13 protein-coding genes are annotated in these 15,856 nt (G+C 72.5%); 12 read left to right on the forward strand and 1 reads right to left on the reverse strand.

What is annotated here, in order from left to right:
• Positions 1–19 precede the first annotated feature (19 nt).
• From ACLIRP_RS01840 to ACLIRP_RS01885, 10 genes are all read left to right on the forward strand, one after another.
• A complete protein-coding gene (locus tag ACLIRP_RS01840) occupies positions 20–298 on the forward strand; it encodes a DUF2164 domain-containing protein (RefSeq protein ID WP_412062251.1) in 279 nt (92 codons plus the stop codon).
• A gap of 84 nt (positions 299–382) precedes the next feature.
• Positions 383–991: a TM2 domain-containing protein gene (locus tag ACLIRP_RS01845; RefSeq protein WP_412062252.1), complete on the forward strand. Its 609-nt coding sequence runs from the start codon at positions 383–385 to the stop codon at positions 989–991.
• Between the two features lies 1 nt (position 992).
• On the forward strand, positions 993–1,205 hold the full coding sequence (locus ACLIRP_RS01850; protein WP_412062253.1) for a hypothetical protein: 213 nt from the start codon (positions 993–995) through the stop codon (positions 1,203–1,205).
• Positions 1,206–1,270: 65 nt separating this feature from the next.
• Positions 1,271–2,347: a thiamine-phosphate kinase gene (gene thiL / locus ACLIRP_RS01855; protein ID WP_412062254.1), complete on the forward strand. Its 1,077-nt coding sequence runs from the start codon at positions 1,271–1,273 to the stop codon at positions 2,345–2,347.
• 407 nt (positions 2,348–2,754) lie between these two features.
• Positions 2,755–3,267: a DUF1648 domain-containing protein gene (locus tag ACLIRP_RS01860; protein WP_412062255.1), complete on the forward strand. Its 513-nt coding sequence runs from the start codon at positions 2,755–2,757 to the stop codon at positions 3,265–3,267.
• 162 nt (positions 3,268–3,429) lie between these two features.
• Positions 3,430–4,932 (forward strand): F0F1 ATP synthase subunit beta, encoded by a 1,503-nt coding sequence (atpD, locus tag ACLIRP_RS01865; protein ID WP_412062256.1) that lies wholly within the window; start codon positions 3,430–3,432, stop codon positions 4,930–4,932.
• 70 nt (positions 4,933–5,002) lie between these two features.
• Positions 5,003–5,413, forward strand: a complete 411-nt coding sequence (gene atpC, locus ACLIRP_RS01870) for an ATP synthase F1 subunit epsilon (protein WP_412062257.1) — start codon at positions 5,003–5,005, stop codon at positions 5,411–5,413.
• Positions 5,414–5,627: 214 nt separating this feature from the next.
• Positions 5,628–6,452 (forward strand): hypothetical protein, encoded by an 825-nt coding sequence (locus ACLIRP_RS01875; protein WP_412062258.1) that lies wholly within the window; start codon positions 5,628–5,630, stop codon positions 6,450–6,452.
• A gap of 39 nt (positions 6,453–6,491) precedes the next feature.
• A complete protein-coding gene (locus ACLIRP_RS01880; protein WP_412062259.1) occupies positions 6,492–7,391 on the forward strand; it encodes a cell division protein FtsX in 900 nt (299 codons plus the stop codon).
• A 134-nt stretch (positions 7,392–7,525) separates the two neighbouring features.
• Positions 7,526–9,472, forward strand: a complete 1,947-nt coding sequence (locus ACLIRP_RS01885; protein ID WP_412062260.1) for a YfbK domain-containing protein — start codon at positions 7,526–7,528, stop codon at positions 9,470–9,472.
• Positions 9,473–10,013: 541 nt separating this feature from the next.
• Here ACLIRP_RS01885 and ACLIRP_RS01890 read toward each other — a convergent pair.
• Positions 10,014–11,720, reverse strand: a complete 1,707-nt coding sequence (locus ACLIRP_RS01890; protein WP_412062261.1) for a potassium channel family protein — start codon at positions 11,718–11,720, stop codon at positions 10,014–10,016.
• A gap of 209 nt (positions 11,721–11,929) precedes the next feature.
• On the opposite strand from ACLIRP_RS01890, the gene ACLIRP_RS01895 reads away from it, so the two are divergent.
• Both ACLIRP_RS01895 and ACLIRP_RS01900 read left to right on the forward strand, forming a co-directional pair.
• Entirely contained in the window at positions 11,930–14,482 is a 2,553-nt protein-coding gene (locus ACLIRP_RS01895; protein ID WP_412062262.1) for a transglycosylase domain-containing protein, read from the forward strand.
• A gap of 153 nt (positions 14,483–14,635) precedes the next feature.
• On the forward strand, positions 14,636–15,802 hold the full coding sequence (locus ACLIRP_RS01900; RefSeq protein WP_412062263.1) for an ArsA family ATPase: 1,167 nt from the start codon (positions 14,636–14,638) through the stop codon (positions 15,800–15,802).
• Positions 15,803–15,856: the final 54 nt, after the last annotated feature.

The raw sequence follows: 15,856 nt of genomic DNA on the forward strand, positions 1-15,856 counted from the left end.
CCCCTTCTCGACCCGACCGATGCCCATCGACATCCCCAAGCGCTCCCGCGTGGACCTCATCGAGTCCATCCAGGACTACGTCCGCGAGCACCTCGAGATCGAGATCGGCACCATCGCCGCCGAGTCCTTTCTGGACTACGCGCTCGACGAGATCGGCCCGGCGGCCTACAACAAGGGCGTCCGCGACGCCCAGGGCCGGCTGTCGGGCGTCATCGCCGACCTCGACATCGACTTGCGCGAGCAGGAGATGGGCTACTCGCTCCGCCGCCACGCCCCGGGCGGCCGGGGCCGGCACTGACCGGGTCGGCGCAACTCCACCCGCGCCGGGCCGAATACGGCGGGTCGCCGCCGGGCCGCGCGCGACCTCCCCACCCTCGATCCGATGTCCAGCACCCACTTCGAAGCGCACGACGGGCTCGACCGCCTCTCCTCCGACGAGCTCGAAGAGCAGGCCTTCGGGCCCGACCCCACCCGCAAGCGGACCCGGCGCGGGGGCTCGCGACGCTGGCGTCGGCAGCCCAAACCAGCGCCCGAACCTGCCGCGCTCGCCGTCGTCGCCGCGCCCCGCGCGCCCGCGTCCCGGCCCGTCGTCACCAAGTACTGCTACGCGTGCGGCGAGGAGATCGAGGCGAGGGCCGGCGTGTGCCCGACGTGCGACGTCCGCCAGCCCGAGGCGCCGGCCCGGCTCGTCGGCCGGGGCAAGGACAAGGGGACGGCGACCCTGCTCGCGCTGCTGTTCGGCGGCGTCGGCGCGCACCGGTTCTACCTCGGCCAGACCAAGTGGGGCGTCGCGATGCTCCTGTTCTGCTGGACGCTGATCCCGGTCGGCATCGGGATCGTCGACTTCGTGCGCTACGTGCGGATGTCGGACCGCCGCTTCGCCCAGCGCTACGACGGCGCCTCGCGGACGCTCCTCGTGCCGCCCCGCGAGCAGCGGATGCTGGCGCGGCCCGTGCGCGAGTCGGTGGAGATGGACGAGGACGAGGGGTAGCGTGGGCCTCGCGTTCGCCCTCTGTCTCGGCGTGGTCTCCGGTGTCTTCGTCCTCTTGGGCGTCCGCGAGTGGCGGGCGCCGGTCGACCTCGCGGACGACGACTGGGGGCACGAGGCGGGGTGGGCGGCGATGATCCGGGGCTACGCGGTGATCGCCGTCGTGCTCGGGGCGCTGGGCCTGGCGGTCGCGGTCGGGCTGGCCGTCGCCGGCTGAAGACGGTGCGGAGGCGCCGCCCCGGCCCGCACGGGTAGGTTTCGGACGTCCCCTCCGCCCCGACGATGTCCGAGATCCCCGAGTCCCAGCCGTTCACCCCCGTCTCCGAGGTCGGCGAGTTCGGCCTGATCGACCGGCTCACCGAGACGCTCGCCGACGCCACGAGTGCTCGCGACCTGGTCGTCGGCATCGGCGACGACGCCGCCGTGTACCGCGTCGGCGGCGCGGGCTCCGACGGCGCCAGCCGCGTCCACGTCGTCACGACCGACGCGATGGTGGAGGGCGTCCACTTCGACCGGACGTACGTGCCGCTCCGCGCGCTCGGCTGGAAGGCCATCGCGACCAACGTCAGCGACATCTGCGCCATGAACGCCCGGCCGCTCTACGCGACGGTCGTGCTCGGGCTGCCCAACAACCTGTCGGTCGAGGGCGCCGAGACGCTCTATGTCGGCATCGGGCAGGCCTGCGAGCGCTACGGGCTGGCCGTCGTCGGCGGCGACATCACGGCCTCGGCCCGGCTGACGATCTCGGTGACCGTCGTCGGCGAGGCGCGCGAGGACGAGATCGTGACGCGCGCGGGCGCCCAGCCCGGCGACCTCCTGTGCGTGACGGGCGACTTGGGGAGCGCCGCGGCCGGCCTCCAGGTCCTGATCGGCGGGAAGGAGGCTGCCGGCGAGTCGGGCGACGGCGCGGCGGACGTCCAGCCGGACCTGACGGAGTTCGCGTACGTCGTCGAGCGCCAGCTGATGCCGCAGGCGCGGCTCGACCGCGTCCAGCTCTGGGCCGAGGCGGGCGTCCGGCCGACGTCCCTCATCGACGTGTCGGACGGGCTGGCGTCGGAGGCCCACCACCTGTCGCAAGCCGGGACCGTCGGGGCCGTCGTCGACGGCGGGCTCCTGCCGGTCCACGTGCAGACGGCGCTCGTCGCCCAGCGCTACGACCAGCGCCCGGAGGCGTTCGTGCTCTACGGCGGCGAGGACTACGAGCTGCTGTTCACCATCGCCGAGGCGGACGCGTCTACGCTGGCGGCCGACACGTACGCCGTCGTCGGCCAGATCGTCGAGCCCGACGAGGGCGTCGTGCTGCGGCTCCCCGACGGCAACCGGGTGCCGCTCCACGCGGGCGGGTACAAGCACTACTAGAGCCCCTTCGGGATGCTCTGGGTAAGGGGCTTGAGGGAAGGGGGCGGATCGGACAACGCGGGCACGACTGGCGCAAGCCCCCCTACGTCGTCCCCTCGCCTTCCGGGAGAGGGGCCGCCGAAGGCCGGCGCCAGCCAACGCGCAGCCGCGAAGCGAGCCTGCCCCCGCGTAGGCGGGGGGCGCAGCCAGGGTGAGGGCCACATCACCGCAAGCCCACCTACCGGTCGCCCTCCCCCAACCCCTCCCGTCCGGGAGGGGAGGTCTGGCTCGCGAGCTCACGCGAATCCGATGGGGTGAGCCCTACCGAAGGCGTCCCCACTATCCTTTGTGATGAGGACCGCTGGGGCGGCCGTCGGCAACCCGGGCTGATGTGGCCCGTACGGTCCCGGCCTCTCGCCCCCGCCGCCGTGCTCGTTTCCCGCCTGACGATGTGGACGTTGGCGATCGGGCTGGTGGCCGTGGCGATCGCCGTGTGGCCCGAGGTGCCCGGCCGCTTCCCGACGCACTACGGGTTCGACGGCGTCGCCGACGACTGGTCGGAGGGCTCGCTGTGGGGGTGGCTGGCACTGCCACTTGTCGGCTTGGCGATGGCGGCGTTTCTGGAGTGGATGGTCCGCGTCGCCGTGTTCCGCCCCGGCGCGCCCGGCCTCAACCTGCCCAACAAAGAAGCCATCCTGGCGCTCCCACCGGAGAAGCGCGCGCCCGTGCTGGCCCGCGTGGCCGCGATGACGTACGCCACGGCGGCGCTGTGCGTCGTCGCCTTCGCGCTGATCCAGCTCGGCACGTGGGCCGAGGCGCACGGCGCCAGCGGGACGGGCTGGGTGCTGGCGGGCCTTGCCGTCGCCGTCGTGGGCCCGCTGGCGGCACTCGCGGTCGGGCTGGTGGCGATCCAGAACGAGGTGGACCGCCAGCAGGCCTAGGCGCGAGCGGACGGCGCCCGCCCGAACCCGTCCGCGGTCCTCCGGCCGCGGTCCTGGACTCCCCGGCCTTTGCCGAAGCTTCGCCAGCGAGGGCCGCCCGGTTCACGACGCCTCCAACGGCGGCGGGTAGCTTTCTGGCCTGTCCCCTCCGACCCGTCCAAGATGGAAACCTCCACGCCCACCGCGACCGGCACCGGCGACGTCCTCCAGGTTATCGGCCCCGTCGTCGACTGCGAGTTCCCCGCCGGCCAGGTGCCCGACATCCTCGACGCGCTCGAGATCGACCGCGAGACCGGCACGCTCGTCCTCGAAGTCCAGCAGCACCTCGGCGAGAACCGTGTCCGGACCATCTCGATGGACTCGACCGACGGCCTGACTCGCGGCACGCCCGTGCGCGGCACCGGCAAGCCGATCGCGATGCCCGTCGGCGAGGAGGTCCGCGGCCGCCTGTTCAACGTCGTCGGCGAGGCCATCGACGGGCTCCCCAAGCCGACCGTCTCGGAGTACCGCCCCATCCACGCGGACCCGCCGACCTACGACCAGCTCGCGACGTCCGTCGAGGTCTTGGAGACGGGCATCAAGGTCATCGACCTGATCCAGCCCTACGCCCGCGGCGGCAAGATCGGCCTGTTCGGCGGCGCCGGCGTCGGCAAGACGGTCCTGATCCAGGAGCTCATCAACAACATCGCCAAGGGCCACGACGGCTTCTCGGTCTTCGCCGGCGTCGGCGAGCGGACGCGTGAGGGCAACGACTTGATGCGCGAGATGCTCGAGTCGGGCATCATGACCTACGGCGACGCCTTCCTGCACTCGATGGAAGAGGGCGGCTGGGACCTCTCGAAGGTCGACATGGAGAAGCTCAAGGAGAGCCAGGCGACGTTCGTGTTCGGCCAGATGAACGAGCCGCCCGGCGCGCGTGCCCGCGTGGCGCTCTCCGGCCTGACGCTCGCCGAGTACTTCCGCGACCAGGGCGGCACGGACGTCCTGTTCTTCGTCGACAACATCTTCCGGTTCACGCAGGCCGGCTCCGAGGTCTCGGCCCTGCTCGGCCGCATGCCGTCGGCCGTGGGCTACCAGCCGACGCTGGCGACCGAGATGGGCACGATGCAGGAGCGCATCACGTCCACCAAGACCGGCGCCATCACCTCCGTCCAGGCCGTCTATGTGCCCGCGGACGACCTCACGGACCCGGCCCCGGCCACGACGTTCGCCCACCTCGACGCCACGACCGTCCTCTCGCGCGCCATCGCGTCGCTCGGCATCTACCCGTCCATCGACCCGCTCGACTCCACGTCGCGGATCCTGACCGAGGAGGTCGTCGGCAAGGAGCACTACCGCGTCGCCCAGGACACGATGGAGCTGCTCCAGCGCGACAAGGAGCTCCAGGACATCATCGCCATCCTCGGCCTCGACGAGCTGTCCGACGAGGACAAGCAGGTCGTCAACCGGGCCCGGCGCGTCCAGCGGTTCATGTCGCAGCCGTTCTTCGTCGCCGAGCAGTTTACCGGCACGCCCGGCAAGTACGTCAAGGTCGAGGACACCGTCCGCGGCTTCAAGATGATCTTGGAGGGCGAGCTCGACCACCTGCCCGAGGGCGCGTTCCTGTACAAGGGCGCCATCGAGGAGGTCATCGAGGCCGGCGAGAAGATGCTCGCGGAGGCCTAGAGGATTGTCGGTCGTCGGCGATCGGGTTTCTGATCCGCCGACGACCGGTCACCGATCACCGACCACCACTATGGCTGACTCCCTTCTCGTCGAGATCGTCTCCCCGGACCGCGCGGCCTACCGCGGCGAGGCCCGGGCCTTCCGCGCGCCCGGCGTCGAGGGCTCGTTCGTGGTCCTGCGCGGCCACGCCCCGATGCTCGCGGCCACCCAGACCGGCACCGTCGTCGTAACGACGCTGACCGGCGACCGCGTGTCGTTCGCGACGTCCGGCGGCTTTGTCGAGGTCCTGGACGACCACGTCATCATGCTGGCCGAGACGGCCGAGCCGGCCGGCGACATCGACGTCGAGCGCGCCCGGGCCGCCGAGGAGAGCGCCGCGGCGCGGCTCGCCGAGGCCACCACTCCGGAAGAGCGTGCAGCGTTGGAGGCCGAGCGCGACCGGGCCCGGACGCGCCTGCGGACGGCGATGGGCCAGGTCTAGGGCTTCATCCAGGGTTCTTGCCGCACCCGAATGCGGCGCGTACCTTGGGTCTCCGGCAGCGGCCATTCGTGGCCACACCGACTCGGGTTGAGCACGCCCAGCCCCGCCCTCCAGGGCGAGCTCCCCGACTGAGCGCCCGACGATTCGTCGTCGGGCGCTCTCTTTTTGTGCCCTCCTGCTGGCGTCCGGGGCGACTCCGAGCGAGACTGAGGCCATGCGATGGTCCGTCCCACAACTCCTGGGTGGGGGGTGCATCACCCTCGTCGTCGCGTTCGCCGTGATCGTGGTGGGTGGGATCGCGGCCCTGCGGCCGGACGTGACGGAGCGTGACCCTACGGTCCGTGCCCCCGAGGCGCCGCCTGCTCGCGTCGTCGACCTGCCGGGATGGACGGCGATCGTGCTCGATCCACCCGACGCCGACGGCCGCGTCCGGAAGACGTTTGGGACCGTCGGTGGCCTGGCGATCCGCGAGGCGGAGGGCGCGCTGCTGGTCCGGGGCCTGCGGTTCCGCAGCGGCGGGGGGGCGCCCGACACCCTGCCGACCTTACGGCTCGTACTCGACTCCCTCGTCGCGCAGCCAGCGACGCCGGCAGAATGGCGCGCGGCGGGTCCGGCAACGGGGGATTGCCCGGGTGCGTGGCGCGTCGAGGGAGACCCGTATCGAGACGCTTCGTCTCGTACTCGCCCGGCCGCCCCGGTCGCCGAGGCCGACCCCGACGCGATCGCCGGGGCTCACGTCGACGTGTCGAGCGGGGCGGCCGACGGGCGGTCGGAGGCGGTCGTCTCGGCCGCGGGCCCCCGAACGGACTGGTCGACTGGGCGGGTGGACCTCGACGGTCTCCGCTACCTCGACGTGGTCCCACTCGTTGAGGGCGCCCCGCACGCCGGACCGGTCCGCCTGCCCAAGGGCGCGGTGTGGGAGGCGCCGTGCTGGTCGCCGTCGGGCCGGTTCGTGGTTGTCCCCTCGCGGCCGAGCGTCATCCTGGGCCCGCCCGGCCCCGAGGCGGTGCGGCTCGCGGTGCTGCGCGTCGGGCCGTGACGGCGCGGTAGCTTGTGGGCGTCCCCCAACGCCCTCCCCGTGGCCCTTCCGTACACGCTCCGCGAGGGGCTCGCCGGCTTCCGGCGCGCCAAGCTGGCTGCCGCGACGAGCGTCGTGGCCCTCGCCATCGCCCTCGTCCTGATCGGCATCTTCGCCCTGCTCGGGTGGCAGGGCCAGAACGTCGCCGAGGCGCTCCGGCAGCGCGCCTCGGAGGTCGAGGTGTTCCTGGCCGACAGCGCCACGCCCGAGGCCGCCACGCGCATCGGCGACCGCCTGCGGTCGGTCGCCGGCGTCGACTCGGTCCGCTACATCTCGCACGAGCAGGCCGCCGCCATCTTCCGCGAGGCGTTCGGCGAGGAGGCCGACCTCTACGACGACGCCCAGTTTCTGCCGGCCAGCTACCGCGTCCAACTCGGCGGCGACTCCGCCAACCCCGACTCGCTGGCCGCCTTCGCCAGCCGCGTCGACGGGTGGACGGCCGTCGAGGACGTGGCCTACGACCGGGCCTCCGTCGAGGCCGTCGAGCGCAACCTCCAGCTGTTCTCGAGTGTCGGGCTGGCGATCGCTCTCTTGGTGGTCGTGGCCGCGTTGCTGTTGGTGGGCAACACGGTCCGGCTGTCGATCTACGCGCGCCGGATGCTGATCCGGACGATGAAGCTGGTCGGGGCGACGAACACGTTTATCCGGCGGCCCTTCCTGATCGAGGGCGTGCTCCAGGGGCTGGCGGCGGGCGTCGTCGCGGGGCTCGTGCTGTGGGGGCTCTACGACCTGTTCCTGCGATTTATTCGCTCGACCGAGAGCGGCGCGGCGGCCGTCGGGTGGCCGGGCGGGACGCCGCTGTGGTCGATGGCCGCGCTCCTCGCGCTCGGCCTCGTGCTGGGCCTGCTGGCGTCGAGCGTCGCCGTGCGCCGGTTTATCCGGACGGTCCGCGTGGGGTAGGGGAGAGGACCCTACGGGGCGGGTGGTGTGACGGACGGGGCGACGAATGCAGCCCCGGGGTGTCTTACGTGTGCCCTGCGCAAGGACTTAGCGGCCCACCCGTTGGGCTCCCCTGTCTCACCCGCCCTGTCGCCATGCGTCGCCCCCTCGTGCTCATCGCCCTTCTCGCGCCCCTGCTGGCGTCCGGCCCGCCGCTCGCGCTGCCGGGCGCCGTCGTCGGCGCCGTCACCGACGCCGCGAGTGGCGAGCCGCTGATCGGGGCAGCGGTCCAGATCGAGACACTTCGCCTAGGCGCGACGACCGACATCGACGGGCGGTACCGGCTGGCGAACGTGCCCGACGGGACGCACACGCTCGCGGTCCAGTTTATCGGCTACGAGCCGGCACAGGTCACGGTCTCCGTCGCGGGCGGCACGGTCCGCGCTGATGTGGCGATGACGGCGGATCAGGCTGGCCTCAGCGAGGTCGTCGTCACGTTCGAGCGGCCTCAGATGTCGCGCGACGCCGTCGGCGTGCCCCACCGGACGGGGGGGATTCACATGACGCAGATGGCTCCGCCGCCGCCGTCGTCGCCCAGCCCCGGCCCCGGCTGGCGCCACGCCCCGCCCGTCGACCGCGAGGGCTACGCGCCGGTCGACGAGGTCGGCTTCCGGACCGCCGCCGACGCCCCGCTCTCGACCTTCTCCATCGACGTCGACCGCGCCAGCTACGCGAATACGCGGCGCTTCCTGACCGACGGCACGCTCCCGCCCGTCGACGCGGTCCGCGTCGAGGAATTCGTCAACAGCTTCGACTACGGGCTCGACGGGCCGACGGGCCGCCACCCGTTCGCGGTCTCGACCGAGATCACGACCGCACCGTGGGCACCCGCGCACCACCTCGTTCGGATCGGGCTCCAGGGCCGCCGGATCGAGACCGAAGACCTGCCCCCGGCCAACTTGGTCTTCCTCATCGACGTGTCGGGCTCGATGCGGTCGCCGGACAAGCTGCCGCTCTTGCAGCGCGCCTTCCGCCTGCTCGTCCGCGAGATGCGGCCCCAGGACCGCGTGGCGCTCGTCGTCTACGCCGGCGCGTCGGGGCTCGTGCTGCCGCCGACCTCGGGCGAGGACAAGACCCGCATTCTGGACGCCATCGACGGCCTGTACGCGGGCGGCTCGACCGGCGGCGCCGAGGGCCTGCGCCTGGCCTACGAGGTCGCCCGCCGTCACTTCGACCCCAGCGCCACGAACCGCGTGATCCTGGCGACCGACGGCGACTTCAACGTCGGCGAGTCGTCCGACGCGGCCATGCAGCGGCTCGTCGAGACCGAGCGCGAGTCGGGCGTTTTCCTGTCCGTCTTAGGTTTTGGGACCGGCAACCTCCAGGACTCCAAGATGGAGACGCTGGCGGACCACGGGAACGGCAACTACGCCTACATCGACAGCGCGCGCGAGGCCGAGCGCGTGTTCGTGAGGGAGTTCGGCGGGACGCTCTTTGCCATCGCCAAGGACGTCAAGATCCAGGTCGAGTTCAACCCGGCGCGCGTCGCGGGCTACCGCCTGATCGGGTACGAGAACCGGGCGCTCGCGAACGAGGACTTCAACGACGACGCCAAGGACGCGGGCGAGTTGGGCGCCGGCCACACCGTCACGGCGCTGTACGAGATCGTCCCCGTCGGCGTCGAGGTCCCGACCGCGGGCGTCGACGGCTTGAAGTACCAGACGACGCCTGCGCTCACCGACGCCGCGGCGTCGGGCGAGTGGATGACCGTCGCGCTCCGCTACAAGCCCGCGACCGACGGCGGGACGTTCGCCGACACCAGCGTCCGGCTGGCGGTGCCCGTCGCGGGCGACGCCGTCCCGCTGGCGCGCGCGAGCGAGGCCACGCGCTGGGCCGTCGCCGTGACGGAGGCGGCGCTGCTGCTGCGCCAGAGCGACTTCGCGCCGGGCGCGGACTGGGACCACGCGCTCGCCCTCGCGAGAGGGGCGCGCGGCGACGACCCCCACGGCGACCGCGCCGAGTTCGTCCGCCTGGTCGAGACGGCCCGCGTGCTGGCGGAAAGCGCCGGTCCCGACGGCGACGCCGTGGCCTTGGGCGACTGACGGTGTGGGGGGCGCCAGCCATCGAAGCCCCGAGGCCTGGCGCCCCCACCGTTTTAAGCCGGGAAAAGTTGTTGGGGAAGCCAATACCCCTGTAATGAGTCATCCCCGCGCAGGCGGGGGGCCATACGGCGGGGCTCGGATGTCACCTCTGTGGCGCTTCACCCTGGCTACGCCGACCTTACGGTTGTCCCTCTCCTCGTGGGGGAGGGGACGCAGTCGGAGAGCTCGCGCCATTCCCGAAACAGGTTCTTACTAGGAAACTGTTTGGGGAAGGCACTCCTCGCCCTACAGCGTCATCCCGCACCCGAAGGGAAGGCGCCAGCCAACGCACGTGAGGGATCTCAGTACGGCCCTCAAGCCCATCCTGCCGCCAGTCGCAGCCTGGAAGGTCATGCTGAGATCCCTCGCGGGGCTCGGGATGACATGTTCTGTGAGCAAACAGCCATTCCCCCAAAGTCTCTAGGGCTACGACCGGCCCCTGTCAGGTCCAGAGGACCCGGTGCACGAGTGCCGGGCGGGAGATGTGGGCTCGGCGACCGGGCTAGCCGGCGTGACCGAACGCCGCGGCGAAGTCGGCCCGCTGCCCCTCGTCGCCGAACATGACGAGCGCCGTGCCGGGCTCGAGGACCGTGTCGGCCGAGAGGTCCGTCACGACGGCGCCGTCCCGCTCGATCCCGATGACGGTCAGCCCGGTCCGGGCGCCGATCCCGGACTCGGCGAGGGTCCGGCCGTGGAGCGCCGGGGGGGGCGGGATCGTGTACACGTCGATGTCCTCGCCGAGCACGACGAGCTCTTTTCGCCGGAGCACGGCGAGCACGGCCTGGACCCCGAGCGAGGCGTAGCTCAGCACGAAGTCGGCGCCGGCTCGGTGGATGGCCCCCGTGCTCCGCTCGTGCGTGATGCGGCTGACGATGCGGAGGCCGGGGTTGAGCTTGCGGCAGTACGCGGCGAGGTAGACGTTCATGGCGTCGTCGTGGCCCGTGAGCACGACCGTCGGGGCTTCCAAGAGGCCGGCCTCTTCGAGGAGCTGGTAGTCCGAGGCGTCGCCGACGAACGTCCGCGTGCACATCGGCGCGCTCCGGGGGACGAGCTCGGGCCGCCGCTCGATGAGGTGGACCGGGATCCCGCGGCCGTGCAGCGACCGGATGGCCGCCGTCCCCACGCGCCCGCCCCCGACGACGACGACGGGGTTCGGGTTGGCGCTGTAGATCGCGAGGATCTCGTCGAGCGTCGAGAGCTGGTCCTCGGTCCCGGTCACCAGGAGCACGCTGGAGTCGGTGAGCGGGGTGTCGGGCCGGGCCGGGGCGAGCTGCCCGCGCTCCCACACGCCTACGACGTTGATCCCCGTCGTCTGGCGGAGGCGGGTCTCCCGGATCGTCCGGTCGGCCAGGGGCGTCCGGTGGACGGGGAGCTCGGCGAGCGCGAGCCCCTCGTAGTGCCCGATGGGGTGGCACTGGGCGTGGAGGGCGTTGACCCGGTTCGCAAGGTGCTCGCCGAGCCACCGCTTGAGCGGGAGGACGTGGGTGGCCCCGCTGAGCTCGAGGACGTCGACGGCCTCGTCGGCGCTGGCGACGGCGACGACGGGGACCTCGGGGGCCATCTCGCGAATGGTCAGCAGGACGCTCGTGTTGACGGTGTCCTCGCGGTTGGCGAGGACGAGCCGCGCCCGGTCGAGCGCGAGCGCCTGGTACGTCTCGGGCGCGTCGACCACGCCGGTCACGACCGAGAGCCCGTCGAGGTGGAGCGCCGCGGCGACCTCCGGGTCCTCCTCGAGCACGACGTACGGGACGCCCTCCCGCTCGAGCCGCCTCACGAGCCCTGGCGCGACCGAGTCGTACGCGCAGATGACGACGTGGCCCTCGACCCCCGGCCCGACGCGGCGCGGCGCCCGCCGCCGGATCTGGGACTCGATCCACGGCGCGTAGAAGAACCGGATGAACGCGAACGGGAGGACGATCAGGAGCAGGACGATCCCAGAGATCAGGACGAGGATGCTGAACAGCCGCCCGAGGTCGCTCTCGAACGTGATGTCGCCGAACCCGAGCGTGCTCATGACCGTCAGCGTCCAGTAGAACCCGGTCACCCACGAGTGCTGCTTGCCCTCGTGGAGCATGACGAAGTGAAACGCGATGGCGTAGACGACGACGACGGCGACCACGAACGCGACGTACTTCAGCAGCGACCGCACGTTGCGCCGCATCGTCGAGTCGCTGAAGAAGTAGGAGAGCTGGGCGCCGACGAACTTCATGGGCGGCGGGAGGGTGGGTCCCCCTGACGATACGGCCCTCGACGGTGCGTCGGGCCGTCTTGTGGTGGACGGAGCGGGAGGCGCGGGGGAGGCCGACTGCGTAGCGACAAGGCCCGTCCTTCGCCCGTCTTGGCCGGGACGGTGGGCAGGCGAGGCGGCCGTCCGGGCGCGCGCCGTCCCGATGGCACGGGTTTGGATCTGGCGCGTTGATGCCCGTGCCCCCCGCCCGCCCGCCCGTGTCGCTTCGTCCCACCATCGCTCGCCCCGCGCCGTCGTGGCGCCCCGAGCCGGAGCCGCCGCCGACCCGCAACCCGTTCAAACGGTACTGGCAGGCCGTCACCGACGACGACGCCACGTGGGGCCGGCGGGTCGCCGTCGCCCTCGGCGTTCCGTTTGCACTCGGCACCGGCGCGCTCGCGCTCGCCGTGCTGGCCGTCGCGCTCTACGCGTGGTCGCTGCTGCCCGAGACGCCCGACGCCTACGCCTTGGCGCGCGCCACGCGCGCCCAGCCCAGCGTCGTCGTCGACGTGCGCGGCGAGCGGATCACCCAGTTCGAGCCCGACTTCCAGGAGTGGGTCCCGCTCGACTCCATCCCCGTCCACCTCGTCGACGCGCTGATCGCGACCGAGGACCGAGCCTTCTACGCGCACGGCGGCGTCGACGCGCGGCGGACCGTCGGGGCCATCTGGAACACCCTCAAGGGCGATCGGCAGGGCGGGTCGACCATCACCCAGCAGCTCGCGCGCAACCTGTTTCCGGATGAGATCGGCAACGCCGGAACGGTCGAGCGCAAGACCAAAGAGGCCATCGCCGCGCGCGCCATCGAGGCCGACCACACCAAGCGCGAGATCCTCGAAGCGTACCTCAACACCGTCCCGTTCCTGTACAACGCGTTCGGCGTCGAGATGGCCGCGCGGACGTACTTCGGCACGCACGCCCCGGACCTGACCGTCGCCCAGTCGGCGTTGCTCGTGGCGATGCTCAAGGGCCCCAACCAGTTCAACCCGGTCCGCCACCCCGAGGCCGCGACCGCGCGGCGCAACCTCGTCTTGAGGCTGATGGCCGACCAGGGCGTGCTCGCGCGCGACGAGTCCGCCGCGCTCCAGGCCGACTCGCTCGGCGTCACGCTCCAGACGCAGCCCTCGACGTATAGCGCCGCGCCCCACTTCACGGCCGCCGTTCGCGCCGAGCTCCAGGACTGGGCGCAGGCGCGCGGCTACGACGTCGACCGCGACGGGCTCGTGGTCTACACGACGCTCGACATGACGATGCAGCGCGAGGCCGAGGCCGCCGTCGCCGAGCGCGGCGCTCGCTTGCAGCGCACGGCCGACGCCGAGTGGCGCCGGGGCGTCCCCCGCGCGGCCCTCGACGCTGCCCTCCGCCGGACGGTCGAGTACGCGAACGCGACCGACGCCGGGCAGTCCGAGGACGAGGCGCTGGCGACGGTCCGCAGCGACGCCGAGGTGGTGGCTCGGGCCGCCGAATCCGTGCGCCGCGTCGAGGCGTCGCTGGTGGCGATCCAGCCCGAGACCGGCGCCGTCCGCGCGTACGTCGGCTCGCGCGACTTCGCCGTCGACGAGTACGACCACGCGGGCGTCGCGCGCCGCCAGCCGGGCTCGACGTTCAAGGCCTTCGTGTTCGCCGGCGCCCTGCAACGCGGGTACGGCCCCGACGACGAGATCGAGAGCGGCTCGGCGGCCGTCGAGCTCGACGACGGGACCACGTGGCGCCCGTCCGGCGGGTCGTCTGGCGGGACGCTGGCCGACGCGCTCGCGTACTCCAAGAACGCCGTCACGGCCCGGCTGACGCAGGAGATCGGCCCGCACCGCGTCGCCCTCGTCGCCCAGCGGATGGGCGTCACCAGCGACCTCGACGTGGTCCCCTCGATCGGGCTTGGGACCAGCCCCGTCACGCTTCTGGAAATGGTGTCCGCGTACGCGACGGTCGCGAACGACGGGCTGCGGCGGCGGCCCCGCTTGATCACGCGCGTCGAGACGGCGTCCGGGACCGTCCTCGACGAGTTCGGCGGCGGCGGCCAGCAGGCGCTCACCCGGCGCGACGCCCGCAACCTGCTCGACATGATGCGCGGCGTGGTCGACCGGGGGACCGGCCGGGCCTTGCGCGAGCTCGGCGCGACGGGCGACCTCGCCGGCAAGACCGGCACGACCCAGCGCTACGCCGACGGCTGGTTTATCGCCATGCGCCCCGGCCTGGCCGTCGGCGCCTGGGTCGGGTTCAACGACCAGCGCGTGACGTTCCGGAGCAAGGCGACGGGCGAGGGCTCGCGCTCGGCCCTCCCCGTCGTCGCCGACTTCCTGGTCCGCGTCCAGGGCCGCCTGCCGGACGTGGCCTTCCCGCCCCCCCCCGGCCGCTACGACGCGCTCGACTTCGACGCCGACGGCGACTCGCTCCTGGTCGACGAGCCGGACGTGGCCGACTTCGACGCCGACGACTACGAGAACGTGTTTGGCGAGGACCCCTACGAGCCGGCGCCCATCGAGGGGCCCGACCTGGAGCGCCCCGACGAGGACCGCCCCGTGCTCCGCGAGGCGCCGCCCGGCCAGCGCCGCATCGGCTGGGACGCCCCGCCGGAGCCCCGCGCCCCCGCCGAGCCGCCCGCCGCCCGCGAGCCGCCCGCGCCTCGCGCGGCGCCGACGCCCCGGCGCCCGGTCGGCGACCCGACCGTCCGCAACCCCAACAACCGGGGGGGGAAGACGGCCGAGGAGATCCTCCGCGAGGCCCGCGACGGCGGCGGCCGGTAGAGGCACCCCACCGGCGTTGCCCTGCGAGGCGTGTGCGCTCGGGCCGAGGCGTGCGGAGCCGGGCGCCGGCGGGGAGTCGGTGAATGGCGCGGCGCGGTGGAACGCCGCCGCGCGTCGGGCCCTTCACGCCCGGCCCCTCACCGCCCCCCACTGATGACTCGCGTCCTCCTGTTTACCGGCAAAGGCGGCGTCGGCAAGACGACCTGTGCCGCGGCGACCGCGCTCGCGTGCGCCGCGCGCGGCCAGCGCACGCTCGTCCTGTCGACCGACCCCGCGCACTCGCTCGCCGACGCCGTCGACACGCCGCTGGGGCCCGAGCCGCGCCCGCTCGCGCAGAACCTCGACGCGATGGAGGTCGACCTGTACTACTCGATGCGGAAGTACTGGGGCAACATGCGCGAGCTGGTCCGCAGCGTGCTCCGCTTCCAGGGCGCCGACGCCGTCGCAGCCGAGGAACTGGCGGCGCTGCCGGGCATGGGCGAGGGCTCGGCGCTGTTGTGGCTCGACGAGTTCTACCGCTCCGGCGACTACGACGTGATCGTGCTCGACGCCGCGCCGACCGGCGAGACGCTGACGCTCTTGACGCTCCCCCAGGTGACGCAGTGGTGGCTCCAAAAGGCGTTCCCCCTGCAAAAAACGGCCATCAAGACCGTCGGCTACGCGGTCCGCAAGACGACCGGCGTGCCGCTCGACCGCGGCTACGAGGAGCTCGATCGCCTGTTCGGCAAGCTCGGCGACGTGCAGGAGATCCTCCAAGACCCGCAGATCACCTCGGCGCGGCTCGTGATGAACCCGGAGCGGATGGTGATCCAGGAGGCCAAGCGGGCCTACACCTACCTCCAGCTCTACGGCTACGGCGTCGACGCGGCGATCGTCAACCGCGTGATCCCGACCGACGAGGCGGGCGGCGTGATGGCCAAGTACGTCCAAGCGCAAGCCGGCTACCTCGACGAGATCGAGCGCTCGTTCGCGCCGCTCCCGGTCCTCACGGTGCCCCACCTCGGCCAGGAGGTCTTCGGCCTCGACCTCTTGAAACAGATCGGCGACGGGCTCTACGCCGACCGCGACCCGGCGGCGGTCTACCACGCGGAGCCGTCGTACAAGGTCGAGAACGAGGGCGACGACTACACGGTCGCGCTGCGCGTGCCGGGCGCCGAGCCGGGCTCGGTCGAGGCCGAGCAGTTCGGCGACGACTTGGTCGTCCAGATCGCGAACCAGCGCCGGAACGTGACGCTGCCCGCGTTCCTGGCCTACTACCGGCTGGCGTCGGCGCGCGTCGAGGACGGCTGGCTCCGCGCCCACTTCGTGCCCGAGGGCTGACGAGCCGCCTGCTGGCGGTCCGCTCGCGCGAGCCGGTCCGCTTTCGCCTGCCGC

This window comes from Rubrivirga halophila, from assembly GCF_046845755.1.
Lineage (GTDB): Bacteria > Bacteroidota > Rhodothermia > Rhodothermales > Rubricoccaceae > Rubrivirga.